This is a genomic window from Algicola sagamiensis DSM 14643, assembly GCF_000374485.1.
In the GTDB taxonomy this organism is placed as follows: Bacteria; Pseudomonadota; Gammaproteobacteria; order Enterobacterales; family Alteromonadaceae; genus Algicola; species Algicola sagamiensis.
Genome location: NZ_KB894506.1, coordinates 37,334 through 54,704, shown reverse-complemented (window position 1 = coordinate 54,704; position 17,371 = coordinate 37,334). Strand labels below are relative to the sequence as shown.

At 42.2% G+C, this 17,371-nt stretch carries 9 protein-coding genes; 4 read left to right on the top strand and 5 right to left on the bottom strand.

The window, feature by feature from the left end; all coding sequences use genetic code 11:
- The first annotated feature begins 51 nt into the window (after positions 1-51).
- Complete coding sequence (locus C505_RS0118115) at positions 52-2,628, top strand: TonB-dependent receptor plug domain-containing protein (RefSeq protein WP_026318076.1); 2,577 nt, start codon at positions 52-54, stop codon at positions 2,626-2,628.
- Between the two features lie 117 nt (positions 2,629-2,745).
- On the opposite strand, the gene C505_RS0118110 is transcribed toward C505_RS0118115, so the two are convergent.
- Positions 2,746-3,714, bottom strand: a complete 969-nt coding sequence (locus C505_RS0118110) for a PKD domain-containing protein (protein WP_018694050.1) — start codon at positions 3,712-3,714, stop codon at positions 2,746-2,748.
- A 469-nt stretch (positions 3,715-4,183) separates the two neighbouring features.
- Between C505_RS0118110 and C505_RS0118105 the strand changes: the two genes are divergently transcribed.
- The 3 genes from C505_RS0118105 (at position 4,184) to C505_RS0118095 (ending at position 9,577) form a co-directional block, all read left to right on the top strand.
- The gene (locus C505_RS0118105) at positions 4,184-4,786 is read left to right on the top strand and encodes a TetR/AcrR family transcriptional regulator (RefSeq protein ID WP_018694049.1); all 603 of its coding nucleotides are present in this window, start codon (positions 4,184-4,186) and stop codon (positions 4,784-4,786) included.
- 312 nt (positions 4,787-5,098) lie between these two features.
- On the top strand, positions 5,099-6,217 hold the full coding sequence (locus C505_RS0118100; protein ID WP_083938389.1) for an efflux RND transporter periplasmic adaptor subunit: 1,119 nt from the start codon (positions 5,099-5,101) through the stop codon (positions 6,215-6,217).
- Positions 6,218-6,241: 24 nt separating this feature from the next.
- Positions 6,242-9,577 (top strand): efflux RND transporter permease subunit, encoded by a 3,336-nt coding sequence (locus C505_RS0118095; RefSeq protein ID WP_018694047.1) that lies wholly within the window; start codon positions 6,242-6,244, stop codon positions 9,575-9,577.
- A gap of 17 nt (positions 9,578-9,594) precedes the next feature.
- On the opposite strand, the gene C505_RS0118090 is transcribed toward C505_RS0118095, so the two are convergent.
- The 4 genes from C505_RS0118090 to C505_RS0118075 form a co-directional block, all read right to left on the bottom strand.
- Positions 9,595-12,399 (bottom strand): CHASE domain-containing protein, encoded by a 2,805-nt coding sequence (locus C505_RS0118090; RefSeq protein WP_169337067.1) that lies wholly within the window; start codon positions 12,397-12,399, stop codon positions 9,595-9,597.
- 14 nt (positions 12,400-12,413) lie between these two features.
- Positions 12,414-13,184 carry a substrate-binding periplasmic protein gene (locus C505_RS0118085; RefSeq protein ID WP_018694045.1) on the bottom strand — a complete coding sequence of 257 codons (771 nt, stop codon included), beginning with the start codon at positions 13,182-13,184 and terminating at the stop codon, positions 12,414-12,416.
- A gap of 83 nt (positions 13,185-13,267) precedes the next feature.
- Positions 13,268-15,163 carry a tetratricopeptide repeat-containing diguanylate cyclase gene (locus tag C505_RS23885; protein ID WP_157369185.1) on the bottom strand — a complete coding sequence of 632 codons (1,896 nt, stop codon included), beginning with the start codon at positions 15,161-15,163 and terminating at the stop codon, positions 13,268-13,270.
- Between the two features lie 149 nt (positions 15,164-15,312).
- Positions 15,313-17,208 carry an ATP-binding protein gene (locus C505_RS0118075; protein ID WP_018694043.1) on the bottom strand — a complete coding sequence of 632 codons (1,896 nt, stop codon included), beginning with the start codon at positions 17,206-17,208 and terminating at the stop codon, positions 15,313-15,315.
- Positions 17,209-17,371 lie beyond the last annotated feature (163 nt).

Below are 17,371 nucleotides of genomic sequence, written 5' to 3'. Positions count from 1 at the left end.
ATTGTTGAAGTGAAAGTGCATGGCTTTTATACAAGAATTAGCGGTAACATTATGAATCAAACAAATACTCGTCTTGAGCAACTTCTCAAGCACCCTTTTAAAATCAGTGCAATCGTCACAGCGTTGGCATTTGGTGGTCTCACAACAACGGTTCAAGCAGCAGAAAATGCCGCTGAAGCGGATGAAGATATTGAACAAATCATCGTGACGGGCACGCGCCGAAATGATAGAACCGTATCTGACAGTACCGTTCCTGTTGATGTCATTGATATTGATGCGATGTCTTCCACAGGCCAGTTGGAAACCAGCCAGATCTTGGCAAATATCACGCCTTCTTTTAACTTCCCACACCCTTCAATCACTGATGGAACCGACCATGCTCGCCCAGCAGTACTCAGAGGGTTAGCCCCAGATCATACGCTGGTACTGATCAATGGCAAGCGCCGACACACTGGCGCCCTACTCAACTTAGGAGGCTCCGTGGGGCGTGGTTCAAGCGCTGTAGATATGAATATGATCCCTGCGGCAGCGATTAAACGAATTGAAGTATTACGAGACGGCGCTGCTTCTCAATATGGTTCAGACGCGATTGCTGGTGTCATCAATATTGTATTAAAAGACGCGGATGAAGGTGGCAGCCTCACAACAACTTATGGTCAGTATGTCACTGAAATGGCTGGCGTTGACCAGCTTGAGTCTGTCGAGTTTGATGAAAACAATAACCTTGTATTTAATACGAGCGGCAATCGTACTCGCCGTGACGGTGAAACGGTAAATATTTCAGGTGATATTGGTTTTGCAATCGGTGAAGATGGCTTTATTCATCTTGCGTATGAGCATAGCAACCGCAATGCAACAAACCGTACTGGCTTTGACGAAGAACGACAGTACTCTGATAGTAACGATCCAAGAGAATTAACGATTGATCGTTATCATTTCCGATTTGGTAAGCCCGATGTTAAAGATAATACTTTTTTCTATAATGCTGGCTATTCTTTATCAGAAAATTTATCTCTGTATAGCTTTGGTAGCTATGCTGTCAGGAAAGGGGAAAGTGGAGCTTTCTACCGCAAAGCTGGCGATAGCAGAAAACAAAACGTCGTCGAAATATACCCTGACGGGTTCTTACCGTTGATCACTTCTAATATCAAAGACCATGCATATACCATTGGTTTAAAAGGTACCTCAGGCGAATGGGATTGGGATACCAGCTTTGGTGTTGGGAAAAACCAGTTTGACTTCGGCGTCAAAAACTCATTGAACGCTTCTTTGGGCGCCCAAAGCCCTACTTCATTCAACGCAGGAAAACTTGCTTACCGTCAATCTATTTTCAATGCTGGTGCTTCACGCTTTTTTGATGTGAACTTTTTGCCTAATAGCCTATTTGTTGCACTCGGAACAGAGTACAGAGATGAAAGTTATCAGGTGATCCCCGGTGAGCCAAGTTCATACTTGACATATAACCCTGAGAAAGGGTTACCTGGTGGCTCACAAGGCTTCCCAGGCTTGAGTGCTGCAAGTGCAGTTGATGCAGGCCGTCATAACTATGCTTTCTTTGTTGAATTAGATACTGATCTGACAGACGCATGGAATATTGTGACAGCGCTACGTTTCGAAAACTATTCTGACTTTGGAAGCAAAACAACTGGGAAAGTCGCTTCTCGCTATGCTTTCACTGATGATTTTGCAATCCGTGGTGCTCTGAGTACTGGGTTCAGAGCACCATCTCTGGCACAAAACTCCTACACAGCAATTTCAACAGTATTCAGTGATGGCGTTCCAAGTGAGGTTGGAACATTCCCGGTATCTCACCCAGCCGCAAAAGCCTTAGGTGCTGAAGATCTTGAGGCTGAAACATCTGTCAACGCCACTATTGGTCTGACTTGGCAAGCAACTGATAATTTAAATGCAACCCTCGATTTCTATCAAATCAAAATTGATGACCGCATTGTCTTATCAGAGCAACTGAAAGGTCCAGAAGTGAAAGCTGCACTTGAAAAAGCAGGTGTTCATAATGCCAGTGAAGTGCGTTACTTTACGAATGCAATTGATACAGAAACCAAAGGCTTTGACTTTGTTGTCACTTATAACATGGACTTAGAAAGCTGGGGTGGTCTTGCATTGAGTGCTGGCTATAACAGAAACAAAACCGAAGTGACTCATGTGAAAGCAAACCCAAGTGTCCTAAACAATTTCGGAGATGATTTCTCTTACACCGTATTCAGCCAAAGAGAGATCACACGCTTTGAAGAAGGAACACCAAAAGACAAAATCAACTTATCGAGTGTCTGGGACTGGAACGACTTACAAATCACACTGAGAACTGTCCGTTATGGTGAAGTAGTTGATGCCAACAGCAATCCAGATTTAAATGAACGTTTAGATGCTAAATGGATCACGGATCTGGATGTTGCCTATCATCTAACAGATAATTTTGTTGCTTCGATCGGGGCAAACAACTTATTTGATATCTACCCAAGAGACACCAATAGTTACGTGGAGGGATTACCTGGTGATTTAAGTCAAAAAGGTGACGAAGCGTCGAACCAATTTATGCCTTACTCTGGCTTCTCAGCCTACGGTACAGATGGCCGATTTGTTTACGCAAAGTTGCGCTATCAATTCTAAGCAGTCATGACCATCAATGGCCCTGGTTAGAGAGCCAAAAAAAGCGTTTCCTGTATAGGGAAACGCTTTTTTATTCCTAATATTTGCTTAGCACAGCGGGTAGCGTGAGAAAAATCGTTACCGTTTTTTGACCACAACAGTGACTACTTTTCTTCCTTCTTTCTTTTCGTTATCTGTTGCGATCACTTCAAAACGTAGCTGCTCTTGTCGACCTTTCACGTGTGGCGCAATAAAATCCATCGCTTCTGATTGATCATTATTCAAAAGAACACGTGTTCCGCCGAGTTGCTTCCATTGATAAGCCACGATCCTTCCATCCTTGTCATATGAGTCTGCTGCGTCCAGAAGTAAACGCTTCTTCTCTTTCACTTCCCAATATTCATCAATGACAACAACTGGAGCTACATTTTTAGGACGAACACTCACGATAACTTTATCTTCACCGACGCCACCTTCACCATCAACAACTTTTAATGAAAACTCCAATTTTGTGGTCTGCTTCACATCTGGAGCTTTAAAGGTTGTTTGCACTGAATTCAAGCTAGACAGTTTGACTGTTGGCCCCGATGACTGAGACCATTCATAACTTTTTACAAAACCATCTCTGTCTTTTGACAACATCCCCTTGAGAACCACACTCCGCTCACTTCGCGTGTCAATATCCTCACCAGCATTGGCAACAGGCAAATCATTGACAGGGTTGACCGTCACTTGGATATGATCTTCATGGACTAGGCCATCGTTATCCGTAACAAGTAGACTAAACTTTAATGTTACAGCCTTTGTTAAACGAGGGGTGGATATGATTGGTGCAGGCAATGTCTTATCATTAAACTGAGCTATCTGACCACTCGTTTGTTTCCAGCGATAAGAAACAATTTGGCCATCTGGGTCTTTCGATTTGCTTCCATCCAAGCGAACCTTTGTCATCTCATTCACAACGAGATCACCGCCAGCATTCGCAATTGGCTTTTGCGGACCGGTTGGTGATTGTTGCGCTTGTTCCCCTGCATCATCAGAATCACTACAACCAGAAAGGAAACAACAAGAAACAAGAACAAGAAGACAATGTTTCAAGGTTCTCACACTAAATACTCCTCAAGCTACCTTGTATTTAAACAGCTGTGTCATCAAGTTACACAACGATTGACAATACCAAGTACGTGCCTTATTCAACATTGCCATTATGAACCAAGACTGAAAAGTTTTTTAACATATAACACATTTTAGCCTTAATTCGCTGACCTGCTTCCTTTCAATCCGAATTACAGCCCGACTTTTGATTTTTCGATTAAAAGTCAAAATAACAGCTGAAAATTTCAACATAAAGCAGTACACAAAGGCAACGATTGTAATACATTTTAATTACAAAAGACACGTAAAATTTGTGTAAGAGAGAAATATCCAGTTTTGAACGGCTCTTGTAGGACTCGCTTTATATCTGCTAGAATCCTTCCAGCACATTATAGACGACTAGTCTATTATTGGTTCAACGGTTCAAGCTCGGTTTTCCGACCTAACGAAAACTTGAGTCGCTTCGATAGAGAGTCTGACAATGGATCAAAAGAAACCATCAAATACAAAAGACCTGATATTACAGGCTGGCTGTAAGGCTATTTCAGAAAAAAGCTATCATGCTTGTGGTTTAAAAGAGATCCTGGATATAGCAGGTGTCCCGAAGGGATCATTTTACCATTACTTTAAATCAAAAGAAGATTTTGGTGTTCAGCTAATCGAAGCTGAGATTCATGAGTACAGCAACTTTATCCGCGAATCTTTAACGAACCGTCAATATTCACCGATTCAACGCCTGCGCAATCTACTCAATGAGAAGCGGAGTTTTTATATCGAAGGTGATTTAGCCTGTGACTGTGTCTTGCCAAAAATGGCATTAGAGTTGTCACAGCTCAGCCCTACGCTTCGTGCTGCCATCAAGTGCGGCTATGACACAATTACAGCACAATTTGCACAAGTGATCAGAGAAGCACAAGCCGAAGATGAAATCCTCAATCAGCAAGATGCAGATTTTCTCGCCACAATGATTAACTATGGTTGGCAAGGCGTTGCAATCCGTGTGCAAATTGAACAATCTATCCAACCTGTCGACGATTACATCGAATTTATTCTGACAACGATTCTTGGCGTTCGCATTGCTTAAGTGGCTCGGCACAGTATATTTGTTGTCTACATCCTCAATCGCGAATGACCCTGCCCCTTCAGCTTGAGTCCTCAAGGGGCCTCTCCGATGAAACAAATGGTCTAACTTTCCTTAGAAGTAACTTCGTACGCCATCCACCTGATTTATAGCATTATTTATCGTAAAATAGTTTGGATTAAAAAAGAAATAAGATTTAATCGTTGATCATATCCACGATATTCAACTAGAATACTAGACGACTGGTCTAATACTCATAGGTATCTGAATAAGATCGCTCAGCTACCTGCAAGAAACAGATAAAAAGGATGAAATATGCCACGCAAGATGACACCGAGATTCAAATTCATGTATCTGGCAGCGACGATGATGGGCCTTTTCACGTCTTATAACACTTTGGCACAACAAGTCGTCATCGTTGATCAAGTAACAGAGCATGTCATTCAAAACCAGCAAAAAGTTTCTGGGAGCTTCAAAGCGCGCTCACAAGCGAAAATCGCTGTAAGAGAAAGTGGTGCAGTCCAGCACGTACTCGTCAATGAAGGCGACCACGTCAAAAAAGGACAGTCGTTACTTACGCTTGATGCACAACGCCTTATAATCCAGCTTAAACAGGCAGAGTCCAGCCTCATTCAACAACAAGCTTCCCTTGAAAATGCACAGCGTGATCATGTGGCATTTGCTGCATCAGCAAAACGCAATGCGATTACAGATATCCAACTTCGCCAGGCAAAAACTAAAGTTCAAGTTCAAGAAGCGGTTGTTCAATCGGCCGCACAACAAATCGAGCTTTTGAAGGTTCGTTTAAATGATATGACTCTCAAAGCACCTTATGATGGTGTGATCACCCAACGGATTGCAGAACCCGGTGCATGGCTTAATCAAGGCGCACCAGCATTTGAGCTTGTATCCTCAGGCAAGCTTGAAGCATGGATGGAAGTGCCAGAAAGGTTAGTGCAGCCTCATTCAAATCAAGCAACAGACATTACTCTCGTCAGTAATGGTCAAACTTATATTGGTAAAGGGTTCAAATCTGTCGGAAAAGTTGATGCCCGCTCACGGACTTTCTATGCAGTCACTTTGGTCAGTGATCCTGAGCAAGCGCTACTGCCTGGCATGTCTTTTTCTGCCTGGATGCCAACAGCGAAAAAACAAAAACATATTCTTCTGGATAAAGACGCAGTGGTCCGTAGAAATGGCGCAGCGATGGTATATCAAGTTGTAGACAGTCCGAATGGGACAGTCACAGCACCTGTTATGGTCAACGTTCTATTCCAGCACAATCATCGAGTTGCGGTTCAAGCACCACTAAAGCAAGGGGACCGTGTTGTGATTGAAGGAAACGAGCGTTTAATGCCAGGTGCACCTGTGATTGCGAAAGAACGCACTGATGAAGCTCAGCCAGAGCAAATAGCACAAGTGAATCAACACTAAAGAATTACCCTAAGAGAGTATGATATGCGAATGATAGAAAACGCGGTGAAACAACCGATCACGGTCATGGTTGCCGTGGTCCTCTCCGTGATGTCTGGCATCTTGGCATTCTCCCGCGTGCCTGTCCAAATGACACCAACTGTTGATTCAGTCGTCATTGCCGTCGATACCTTCTGGGAAAATGCTTCCCCCATGCAGGTCGAATCAGACATCGTCACCGAGCAGGAAAAAGTCCTGAGTGATTTAACTGGGCTCACATCAATGACCAGTACCAGCCGAGCCGGCGCTGGTAGTTTGCGACTTGAGTTTGAATCAGGGACTGATATCAATGAGGCGATGCAAAAAGTCTTACAAAAATTGGATGAAGTCCCCGCCTATCCGGACGGTGTATCACAGCCACTGGTCAAAGATTCTGACCCTGATTCACAAGAAAAAATTGCCTGGGTCGGCCTTGCTTCGACCGATCAAAATTTCGACCCAACAACACTCCATACTTTTATCGACAAGCGTCTTATTCCAAGATTTGAACGCCTAAAAGGGATCACAAATGTTCAAATTCTTGGTGCAAGAGAAAAAGAGCTTCAGGTTCAAGTAAATCCAAGTGCGATGGCAAGTTATGGGATCACCTACTCTATGTTGGTCGCTGCAATTGAGTCAAATAACCAGAACTATTCTGGCGGAAAACTTGTTGATGGGAAAAATGATATTCGCGTGAAGGCGATAGGACGTTTTGATAGCCCTGACTCACTCAAAAACCTTGTTTTACGCCGTGATGAAGCTGGTTCAGTTTTACTCGGCGATGTTGCCCATGTCACTGAAGGTTATAAAGAGCTAACCACTTGGGCTCGTGCTCGTGGGATATTAATGCCGTTTTTGAATTTTGAACTGCAACACGGAGCCAATTTACTGCAAGCTGCACAAGCACTTCAGGAAGAAATCAAAGTCATGAATGCACCTGGCGGGATTTTGGAGCAAGAAGCAAAACGTCTCGGTCTTAATGGCACATTAGAGCTTGTTCAAACCTGGGATGAATCCACCTATGTGGATGATGCAATCGATCTCGTTCAAAGCAACATTCTGATCGGTAGTTTACTCGCAACATTGACCTTACTTCTTTTCCTCCGATCATTTCGAACGATTGGTGTTATCGCACTTGCCATTCCGATTTCTGTGATAGCCGCTGTCGTGATCCTCGTCCTGTTGGGACGTTCAATCAATATTATTTCTCTAGCGGGAATGGCATTTGCCGTTGGGATGGTCATTGATAACGCAATTGTTGTCATTGAAAATATATTCCGACATCTGGAGATGGGGAAGTCATCTCGTCAGGCCAGCATTGATGGGACAAAAGAAGTTGGTGGAGCTGTCTTTGCCTCCACACTAACAACCATTGCAGTATTCTTCCCAATTTTATTTATTCAGGATACAACGGGACAGTTATTCAAAGACATTTCTCTTGCAATCATGGCAGCTGTGGGTATCAGCTTTTTGGTATCTATCTTTGTGATCCCAGCAGCAGCGGCTGGATTCCTCCGTTTGCCTTCCAGAGGAAATCCATCTGAGAAAGACAATCTGATTAATCGGATCCCACATATCGTCAGCCAACTCGTTTCAAAGCTGATCAAAACCTGGCCGCGCCGCCTAGCTGTCGTCAGCGGATTTTTAGCTATCACCATGATCGGTATTATCGTGCTCATCCCACCGATGGATTATTTACCGAAAGGAAATAAATCGGGCGTATTTGGTATGCTGTTTACACCTCCAGGGTATAACTCAGATAAAATCAGAGACTTAAGTATTCGATTAGAAGATACAATCCGTCCAGCTTGGGAATATACGGGGGATAAGTTCGCTTTAGAGTCAACATTGCGCGGTAGCTCAGCACCAACAGAAGATAACCGCCCAATGCTGACGATTGATGGACAACAGCAAAAAGCGCCGGGTATCGATCACTATTTTGTTGTTGCAATGAACGGCATGTTGCTCCATGTGGGTATTCCGGACAAAGAAGGCGCACCGATTGACACGGTCGACTTGCTCAATCTGGCAGCGAATGGTGCGAATGTGCCGGACGTCATCAGTTTTGCATTTCAGTTTCCGCTTTTCCAAACCGGTGGACACACTGGATCTGCGATTAGCATTGATCTAACTGGAGATGACTTAACACAGGTGACAAATGGTGCATCCGCACTGTTCTTTAAATTGATGGAAACATATGGTCCATACGCAACCATGCCAAATCCAGCAAACTTCCTATTACCTACACCGGAGTTGAAAGTCACACCGAATGATGATCATTTAAGACGCGCAAACCTTAACCGCTCTGATTTGGGGATGGCTGTAGCAATCAATGGTGATGGTCTCGTACTCTTCCGCGATTATGCAATGGATGGTGAACTCAAAGATATTAAAATCATTAGCCAGGATAGCTTTGGTGAACAGCCGTTGGATGCTATGATGCGTTCCCCCCTTGCCACACCGGAGGGGAATATCATCGACTTTTCTCATGTTGCAGATTTGGAACGTATTCGCGTACCAGAGCAAATCCGCCATGTCGCACGTCAACGTGCAATTACACTTCAGTTTACTCCTCCTGAAGGAATGCCACTGGATGACGCAATCGGTGGTTTAAAAAATCTGGTCAAAGACCTTCGATCAGCAGGAGCAATTGATCCATCTATTGATGTCAACTTATCTGGCTCAGCAGGTAAACTCAATGAAGTCAAAGAAGCCTTACTTGGAGATGGATCAACAATGGGCCTAGTATCCAGCTCCATGTTCCTCGCTTTTGTTGTCGTTTATCTTGTCATGGTCATTCTATTCCAAAACTGGTTCTACCCACTTGTGATCATGGTGACTGTCCCATTAGCAACACTTGGTGGATTCCTTGGGCTTTCTGGTGTCCATATGGCGAGTGTGATAGATCGTTATGTGCCTGTCCAAAACTTGGATGTCCTGACGATACTTGGTTTTGTTATATTGGCGGGAGTCGTAGTAAATAATGCGATTCTCATCGTTCACCAAACCCTAAACTTCCTGCAAGGAAAGTCAGATACAGGCGAAACAATGACACAACTCTCACCAAAAGACGCAATTGTACAGTCGGTGAAATCCCGTGTTCGCCCAATCTTGATGAGTACGTTGACGTCGATTGGTGGTATGTTGCCACTTGTGCTAATGCCTGGTGCGGGTAGTGAACTCTATCGTGGGTTAGGTGCCGTTGTTGTCGGAGGGTTACTGGTTGCGACTGTGTTCACGATGATCCTTGTGCCAGTGATTTTAAGTATCATATTTGACCTTCGAGGGCAAAAACAACAAGGTGAACAAACGCAACTAGAACGTGACCACCAAGTTGCTTAAACACTTTCATTCTATCTTCAAGTTACACCTTTTTGAGCGCCACTTGGCGCTCTTTTTTCTTGGTGTTGTTTCAAATGATGGTTTAAGCATGCATAAAGCTGCTCTCGCTCTACAGGTTTTGTTAAATAATCAATCATACCAGCTTCTCTCCCTTCTTCCTTATCACTAGCCATCGCATTTGCAGATACTGCAACAATAGGAATATGATCAAATTCGGGAATTGAACGGATTTGTCGAGTCGCTTCATAACCATCCATAACAGGCATCTGTACATCCATTAGAATGATCTCAACATCTTCATTCTCTCTCAAAAACTCAATTGCCTGCTTCCCATCACCCACAAAAGATGCTGTTGCATTGACCTGATTAAGTAATTCATTCATCAGCATTTGATTAATTTGGTTATCTTCAGCGACTAAAATATGATGTCCTGTAAAATCAACCTCTTGTGGGTCATTAAGGACTTTGGTGGTCTCAGGCTGTTCTTTCAAATGAGGGCGAAAAATAACCGTTGCAGAAAAGATAGAGCCACTGGCGCTTGAGTGTTGCAAATTTAAATCACCACTCATGAGTTGTGCTAATTTCTTTGCGATTGTTAGCCCTAATCCAGTTCCACCAAATTCTCTTGTCGTGGATGTATCTGCCTGCGTAAAGGCACTGAATAATTGTTCTTGCTTTTCCTCAGGGATCCCAATCCCTGTATCAGTAACAACAAATTCAAGATGGACATCTTCTAAGTCACGTTGGCGACGATAGACACTCAAATTTACAAACCCTTTTGGTGTAAATTTTACCGCATTTGAACAAAGGTTCAGTAATACCTGTTCTAAACGCAGTGGATCACCGACAACTTTTTCCGGCACACCAATTTCTTGTTCTATGGTAAAAGCAATTCCTTTTTGCGACGCCTGTTCCGTAAAAATAGCTTCCGCACGCGAGAGAACATCGATTAAGGAGAACGAGATCTCCTCTAATTCCAGTTTCTCTGCTTCAATTTTAGAAATATCAAGGATGTCATTGACTAAGCTCATCAATGAATGTGAAGAAAGTTGTATATTCTCAAAATACCCCCTCGCCGTTTCATCTTCCGTGACGCTTAAACCTAAATCAGTAAATCCAATAATGGCATTCAATGGGGTTCTAATTTCATGGCTCATATTGGCAAGAAAGTTACTTTTCGCTTTATTTGCAAGCGTCGCTTCCTCCGACGCCTGTACCAAAGCTTGTGTTTTCGCTTCAATTTCTTCTTTCAGATTTTGATTAAACCCAATGGTAAAAAGTAAAAATGTTTGAACAATCATGCCAAACAATAAGCCACCGAGTAAAATATACCAGCTGTTCCAATTCTGATGGCCAAAATCAAATGTCTTCGTTGCAATAACTTTAACCAGCCATTGTCGACCAAAGAACGTATATTTCCCCTGATATTGATAAAAACTTGCATCCTGACTGAGCGTATCCATTAAAGTAATTGCCTCACCTTGCGTCACATCAAGGATTTGAACGCCTATTTCAGCTAGTTCTTGTTTATTCAAGATGCTTTCAAATAGATCACTCAGCTGATAGACACCTGCATAAAAACCTTGCAATGCCAACAGGTTTTCTTGGCGTGCTTCAATATCAGGGACAAAGCTTGTTGGTTTATAAATGGGTTGAAATACATGCAATTCTGAGAATGAACCAGACTCATTGGTCACTTTAATATTTGGGGAAGTCGAAACAATTTTACCTGAGTCCATCGCTTCAAGCATGGCGTCTTGCCGTTTTTGTAAAGACATCAAATCCAGTCCCAGCTCTTCTTGATTGCCTACCATTGGTTCTACATAGAACACAGGAAAAATCCAAGGTAATGCATCATCAGTCAAAATACCAAGCGTGGGTGACTTTTCCCGAATATTAAAAGACGTCAACCCATCCTTTTTCGCTTTTTCAACCCATAATTCGCTATCATCTCGGGCCACTTTTGGTAACCATTGAAGTGCAATTGTTCCAGAGCTTTGCTGAACAACACCACTCGAAAAGATTGAAAATTCTTCCCGATCAATAAATGTGCTCGATTTATAATAGTTTTTTAAACTTTCCAGTTGTCCCGAAACATTAAGCTCAAAAAAGTTAATCTCCCTATCGATCAGTTTGACTTTATTTTGAAATAAATCCGTCAACTCCTGCTCATGTTGAAATCGAGATAAGTAGAACACCATGCTGATTAGAATAAAGACAACTGAAGATGTAATCGCAATTACTAACCGACTTGAGAATGGATAAGATAGTTTTGAATAAAATAAAACAAGAATAATCGGTGTAAAGAATGCCATCCCAAGGGTATCGCCTATCCACCATGTAAACCAAGCAATTGGATAAGTTTCTGCTGAAATATTATGCGCAGCATATTGAGAGGAAATGCCAACGGTTGCACTAATTAAACAACAGATGGGGATGACCATGAGAAAGAGCTTTGTGATATTCGAGCGCTGTGTAAAAAGTGACTCAAGATCACAGATCTTTTTTGTCCAAAAATAACCAAGTGTCACTTGCAATGTTGAACCAACCGCAATCAGAACAGGCACAAGATTACGTATTGGGACATCTTGAGTGATTGGGATCATAAAGTAATGAACCGAAAGTACTCCGAAGAAAACACCAACGATTGCGACTGGCCCAAACAACAATGCACATGCGAATGCAACACCCGCAGCAGGCCAAACTGCACTTGCAAAACCTAAAGGTATCGAAAATGCGATTCCTGCGCGTGCAAACAACAAGTATGCAATAACGGTAATGATGATTGCTTTAACCGACTTCACTGTATCCATGTTTTTCATGTCAAGCAGTGTCCTCATTTCAACCAACTCATGACATCACGATAACTGTATGCCAAATAATTGAGGTATAACCTGTCCAATGAACCATCTTTATCCATTTGCGTAATCACACGATCGTATTGTTTTACAAGATTCTGGTGCTTTTGATGAAATCCCAGATATAACTTTCCTGCATCTGAGATAGGTTTTAGCATTTTCAATTTTCCGTATTGCTGTGTTGCAACTCGCTGTGCAGCAAGCATATCCATAAGAACAAAATTGACACTGACTTGGAGTAACTTTTGAATTAACTCGCTGTGAGATGAGGCATAATATCTTTGAAAACCTGTTTGAGCGTTCACCCGTGGGGAGTATGGGTAGTCTTTCAAAATACCAAGCCTCTTGCCACGAAGCCTGTCCCAGGTAAACGGATGCTGTGTAAAACCCTTTCGAACATATACTGCAAGGATATAAGCCGACGTTGCTTGTCGGGAAGAAATAATTCCACTATCAAGTGGTCCATCAATCATTGCATCCATCTCACCGGATATTACTGCGGCACGACACTTGTCCCAAGGTATTGCAACCGCTTGAAATGAATGCCCCATACGTGAAAATGCCTCACGATAAATATCCAGTGATAAACCTTGTGTCAATGACTGTCCTGAACGCTGAACAAAAGGTGGACGCTCAACACCACATAGTTGATAACGATCGGCATTACTATAAAACGAAAAAAGAATACAAATGCCCAAAATCATATGTTTCACAAGTACTTTAAGAGAAATTGTCACAGGGGTGGTCATGGATCCATCAGCACTTTTATTATGTACAGTTAATTATTATCGAATCTTTTCAATATACCAGTCCGTTCTATTCAAGAGGTGAGTCAGCATTCTTCAAGTTGACTCATTTCAGGCTGGAATACCATCACTTTATTCCCTCCTCTCTCTTTTGCGGTACGGAGAGCAATTTCTGCTTCATGAAGCATGTCAGAGAAGCGTTTCTGATAGGTATGCTTGTCAATCAGTCCAATACTGGCTGACAATTGAATTTCTTTTCCTTGATAATGGAATGGGCTGCTGTGAATCAATCTGCATAAACGGTTAGAGATTGACTCCGCCACATCGATCATTGTGCCCTCTAAAAAAATTGCGAACTCTTCGCTGCCAACCCGCCCCAGCAAATCTTTCTCTCTCAGTGCATGCTGCATCAGCTTCACAACATGTTTAAGGACCAAGTCGCCGACATCATGCCCATGAGTTTGGTTTATGTTCTTAAAACCATCTAAGTCAATGACTAATAAACAAAATGGCTGTCCATTTTCAAATCGCTTTTTCCCTTCTGACATTGTGTACCGCCGACTGCAAACGTGCGTCAGTTCATCACGCATCGCAACGTGAGGGTGATGGCGAACCGCATAGTAAATCACGATCAATCCAAAAATAAGTATCGAGATAACCGCAAGTAAAATGGAATATATCGCCTGTAATTTTGCTTCAACCTTTTCTGCATCTTGAGCCGGTTGAGGTGAAATCATTGGTAGTGGTCGTTCGACTTCCGGTGTTTTTGTCAGCTTCTGCAACTTTGCATGAAACGCCATTGCCATCGCAATGGCACTTTGGGTTGTACTTTCATCCAACCTTGTCTCATAAATCAAGTTCAAGTCTCTCAGGTGTTGGATCACCAAATGCCACTTTTGCTTTCTCTCATAATAGCGAGCCATCACTTTATGATAAGCCGGATACATGCTCAGCTTATTTGCATGTTGAACAATTGGGCCACTAATTAATGATTCTGTACAATCTTGAATTTCCAACATCACACACGCATATAGATGATTGAGGTAATGAATCGCAACCTGTCGTCGCTCTTCTACTTCTGCAAGGTTAGCCTCAGCTTGTTTTACATGCCTGAGAACCTTTTCTGGGTTATGCGCCTCACGGGCAATCAGTTGTGCGAGAAGTTCAATAAAGAATGGCCAAGTTTTATCTTCAGAAAGGTCTGCTTTCTCTTTTAAAATGCGCCAGTGTTTTTTCGCAAGGACGATCTCATGGAGTTGAATGTAAGTTTTGATCAGGTTGTATCGGCTAATCAGTTCACGGTCCTGCACCTGGTGCTGTTGATAAATTTGTAATGCTTCCTCTTCATACCGCAAACTTTCCCGATATGCATGCAGCTTGTAGAACAATAGCGATATTTCGGCTAACACTTCCGCTTTAATTTCAGGATGATCTAGTTTTTCTATCATGGTATAAGCCTGCTCAAGATCTCGGACTGCATGAGCATAATCATCCTCATTCAAACGACAACGCGCTAACCCATACAGGCTTCTTGCCAAATGGACTTTTTGATTGTGATGCTGTGCGAGTTTATATGCTTCCTGTAGTAACGCACATTCTCGACTATCTTGATAAACGGCATAATGTGCAAATGCGTTTTCAATAAGGACAGACAAGTATTGATCAGAATCTTTCAGGCCTGATTCTTCCAAAATCATCATTGCTTTTCGAGATGATTCTAATGCAAGTTTAAATAGAGATAGTTGGTAATATCGGCGACTCAAGCGATGATATAACCAGATTTGATCATCAATAGAAAGTGAATGAATCTGAGGCGCATAGGACTTGAGAATTTCAACTTCTTTTTTCAAGCTCTTGCCTGTCGTTTGCAATGACTCTTCTATAACCTCTCGAGTCAGTCCATCACTCAAACTATCCTCAGCACCACAGTAGGCACCAAGCAATAATATACAGCAGTAGAATATCCGAAGAAAAAGGTTCACTAGTTTCGTATTGATTTCATAGGTTTCTCTGCTTTCAGACTAGTTAAAAGCCTCCAGTTTTGCCATTTTCATTGGCTGTCCTGAATTGAAAAACTTTGTGACTGTCCTAAAAACTTTATGCTGTCTAATGCCTGTTACAAAGTATCTGATTAAGAAGTATCTGTTGGCAGGTGAATAATAATCGTCGTTCCACAACCTATGCCTTCGGACTCGGCCCAAACTCTGCCTCGATGTGCTGCAATAATTGTCCTGACGATAGAAAGCCCAAGGCCTGAACCTTTACCAGATTCTTTTGTTGTATAAAATGGTTCAAATATTTTATTCAGCTGATTCTGAGGAATACCTGGCCCTTGATCTTCGAACCGGATCTCAATCATTGTATCTTTAATCTCTGTGGTAATTTTAATGATCTCGCCGCTTTTCAGCACATCGACTGCATTGAGAAGAATGTTGACGAATGCCCTTTGTAACTGTCCGACACAGCAATAACTATCAGGGATGGTTTCAAAATTGGTAATCAGTTCACACTGTTTACTCATATTCGACTTCACTAAGTGAACGGACTGAATGAGTAAATCATTAATACTGACCACCCGCCACACATCAGACTTATGATGCGAAAACGTTTTCAGGTCATCCACAATTGCACTAACCTGCAGCAAAGTTGATTCACTTTCACCCACGAATTCAAGTGATTCATCTTCCAATGTTGGTAAATTATGATCCTGGATCCAACTATTCAGATGAGACTGCGCTGCTTTATCATCATCAAAGATATGCTTTAACTTTTGATAGTGTCCCAACGTATCTCGGACACTCTTGGCCATTCGACCTTGATTTCTTTTGAGTTCATTGACAGCATCACTCAAACGATTCGACGCCCCTTCAACAAGCTGTCCAACCACAACCATGTGCTCGACCTCCATCATACGTTCGCTTCTTTCTTTTAATACATCTTCCAACTGAACGTTTAAGTCCTGCATACTTTCATTGGCCCGGATAAGCTCCGTAATTTCGGTTGTTCCGCCGAGCACTCTGGAGCCAGACTCCTGAATATCCGCAATCACATAAACCTGAAAATAACGAACCTGTCCATTTCCTCCTCGTTCAATGACCCCCGAAAACTCCTCACAGTTGCCAGCTTGAAGCTCAGAAATGGCATCAAGAAAAGACATGTTTGTTTCTCGGTTTTGTAATTTGGCAGTTAATTCTGGCAGTTTGAATTCACTTTCATAAATCCCTAGATGATCGCGAAAGAAGTCATTACAAATAATATTCACTCTCTCATCTGCCAACTCGAACATGCCAACCTTGGCAGTTTGGATTGTCACTTGCAATGTTTGCTTCTCGGTCAGTAATGCTTGCTGAACATTAATTCGCTCTTCTATTTCCTCTTTTAAGGAACCTCGCATTGCGTTCAAAGCATCCACTAAGTCATCTAACTCATCTTTGAAATTACTCTTTTTTCTTTCAATCTCAAACCGAGTATCCGATGACTCACTTTGAAACTCTCTGGCTTGATATGAAAGTTTAAGAAGGTGACGGGTGACGATGAGATGAATGATCAATAGAATAAATAAAGAGACAATCAGGGAACGAATAAATTGTGCGACTAGAATATAAACCGCTTTACTCCATAGGGTTTCGTAAATATATTCATAACTGATATACATTTTAACGATACCGACTTCACTCCCCTCATACTCCATAGGCAATTCAACAATTTTCATTTTACTATTGCCTTCAACTTCTCCTTCTTGAAGTACCATGTTTCCTTTATCGATTAATTCTATTTTTTTAATTTCATCATACCGAAGGATCCCACCAAATAGACTTTTTACTTGATCAAGTTCGAAATTCCACAGTGCTTGTGCAATCGCATTCCCGATTGTGAGCTTGATATCTTCGATATGTTGTTCAACTTTCCCTGTATCCCGCTCATAGTCTTCCCGCAATACCAACCCGGTTGTGACCAAGGTAACAACCGAGCTGAATAAAATCACGATAAGTATGATCCGCCGTCCAAGACGGCTTGTAAGAAACATAGACTGGCTTACTTACCTTGCCCATTCGTCTTTTTATCTGATAAAGATAGTAAAACTCTTCTCATGTTTCCTGTTCTGGCAGAATTATTGAGCCGTCACTAGATTGGTATACACTGATAGTGTCTCTTCTTGAGAGACAATCTCATGTGAATTATCTCGATAA